2 protein-coding genes are annotated in these 2,712 nt (G+C 60.0%); both read left to right on the plus strand.

What is annotated here, in order from left to right:
- Window positions 1-1,536 (plus strand): adenine deaminase (gene ade / locus SMC5_RS10040; RefSeq protein ID WP_119120593.1); only part of this gene is annotated, 1,536 nt, incomplete at its 5' end.
- 12 nt (window positions 1,537-1,548) lie between these two features.
- A partial coding sequence (locus tag SMC5_RS10045) for a dihydroorotase (RefSeq protein ID WP_119120594.1) occupies window positions 1,549-2,712 on the plus strand: 1,164 nt, incomplete at its 3' end.

Consider the following 2,712-nt stretch of genomic DNA (forward strand, 5'->3'; position numbering starts at 1 on the left):
TATGCTGCGCCCAGTTTCATCGATAGTCATATGCATATCGAGAGTACCATGGTCGTCCCCGGCGAATTCGCCAAGGTGGCGCTCGCATGTGGCACTGGCGCAGTGATCGCAGACCCGCATGAGATCGCCAACGTCGCTGGAGCACGCGGCATCCGGTTCATGCTCGAGGCTACGCGCAACTCTCCGCTGGATTTCTACTTCATGCTTCCCTCCTGTGTCCCGGCCACGCACCTTGAGACGAACGGCGAGTCACTCGACGCCGATCGGCTGTCGGAACTGAGCCACAACCCGCGAGTCCTGGGTCTTGCGGAGTTCATGAACTACCCTGGCATCCTGTTCAGGGATCCGGCAGTCCTGGCCAAGCTGGCCGCCTTCGACGGACAGTTGATCGACGGACACGCGCCCTTCATCACTGGGCGAGACCTGGAGGCATACATCGGCGCTGGTATCTCTACCGACCACGAATGCACGACGGCGGATGAAGCCCGCGAGAAGCTGGCTCGCGGTATGTGGATCATGATGCGCGAGGGATCGGTGACACGGGATGTGAAAGCCCTGATCCCATTGCTGACCAAAGAGAACATGCACCGCATCATGCTGGCGACAGACGACCGGCACCCGTCCGACCTGGTTGCGGAAGGGCATATCAACTATGCAGTCAACCTGCTGCTTGAAGCGGGGATCGACCTCCCGACCGCCGTACGCCTTGGTTCGCTCAACCCGGCCACTCACTACAACCTCTCCCGCAAAGGTGCCATTGCCCCCGGCTACTGGGCCGACTTCATCATCTTCCCGGACCCGCAGCACGTCCAGCCGTCATCCACCTACGCGAAGGGAAAACTTGTAGCGAGGGACGGTGCCTGGCTGGGCCCCGACGACGGGCATCCTTCGAGGAGCTACGGCATCAAGAACAGCATCAACATTGCCACTCCTACCTACCAGAGCCTGCGTGTCAAGGCCGAGCCGGGCAAGCAGCTGCGAGTCCTGCAGCTGATACCCCATCAGGTTGTAACCGACGAGCGCCGCGTGAACGCAAGAGTCGACACGCACGGCTATGTCGTGTCGGACACCGATCAGGACGTCCTGAAGGTGGCAGTCTTCGAACGCCATCACGCTACCGGGCGCGTGGGCGTGGCGTTCATCAGCGGCTTCCAGATGAAACAGGGAGCGGTGGCGTCATCGATTGCCCACGATTCCCACAATATCGTCGTGTGCGGCGTTACCGACCGCGACATGCTGCTGGCCGTACAGCAGGTCGCCTTCATCGGTGGCGGCCTCGCGGTGACGAACAACGGACACGTTGTCGGTTCTCTCCCTCTCCCGTATGGCGGTCTCATGTCCGACCTGTCCGTACCTGAGGTCGCGGTCCGTCTGGATGATCTGGGAAAGATCATGCGCGACGCAACAGGTTGTCCGCTGGACGATCCGTTCATGACACTGGCATTCATGGCTCTTCCAGTCATTCCAAAGCTCAAGATCACGGATTTTGGCCTGATCGACGTTGAGAAATTCAAAGTTGTCAGTCTGTTCATCTAAGGGAGGTTTACCATGCAGAAGCTCTTTCAGAACGCTCAGATAGCACAGCCTGACGGCACGCTCCTGGCAGTCGACATTCTGGTCACAGACGGTATCATCGAGAAGTTCTCTCCCGCACTCGGTGAGCCTGCTCCGGCTGAAGTCGCCGCCATCGACCTGCATGGACTCTTTGTCATGCCGGGCGGAGTCGACGGACATGTCCACTTCGACGATCCCGGCTTCACGGAACGTGAGGACTTCGGCACCGGTACGATGGGAGCTGCCGCCGGCGGTGTCACCACCATCGTCGACATGCCGTGCACATCGCTTCCGCCGGTGACCACGCCCGACAACTTCAAAACCAAAATGAGAGCTGTCGAGTCCAAGGCCTACGTCGATTACGCATTCTGGGGCGGAACGACCCCAACCTTCATCGACAGCGGCGCCTTCCGCCGACTATTGCCGGAACTCAAGGAGCTGGGCGTCGTCGGCATCAAGGCCTATACTATCTCGGGCATGCAGACCTATCCGCGCCTCGATACGCGCCAGATGGTGATGCTCTTCGAGGCTGCACGCGATTTCAACATGCTGGTGGCGGTGCACGCCGAAGACTACTTCCTTGCCACGTACTACACCGACAAGATCATTCGGGAGGGCCGTTCGGACCCCCTGGCGTACAAGGACGGCCGCACGTACGATGCAGAACCTCTCGCGGTCTCCACAGTTCTTGCTCTCGCCCGACGCGAGCATACGCGTGTCCATATCGTCCACATGTCGACTTCCGCAGGTGTCGACCTTGTCCGGCAAGCCAAGGGTCAGGGCATCGACGCCACGACCGAAACCTGCCCACACTACCTGTTGCTCAACCGAGAGGACTTTGTGCGCCTGGGCAGTCTGGCCAAGTGCACGCCGCCGTTGCGCGACCGCTATGATAACGAAGTGCTCTGGGCGGGTCTGCTGGACGGGACCATCGACTATGTGACGACCGATCATGCAGCCGGCATCTACCCTCGGGAAAAGGTCACGGACAACATCTGGAATGCCTACGCAGGCATGCCGGGCGTTCAGCTCCGTGTCCCGTTGATGCTCTACGAGGGCTGCACGGTCCGGGGCATGAATCTGTACCGTTTTGGCGAAATCATGAGTACCAACCCGGCGAAGCGTCTTGGCTTATTCCCGCGGAAAGGTATACTTGCA

It is taken from the genome of Candidatus Cryosericum odellii (assembly GCF_003570935.1).
Classification (GTDB): domain Bacteria; phylum Caldisericota; class Caldisericia; order Cryosericales; family Cryosericaceae; genus Cryosericum; species Cryosericum odellii.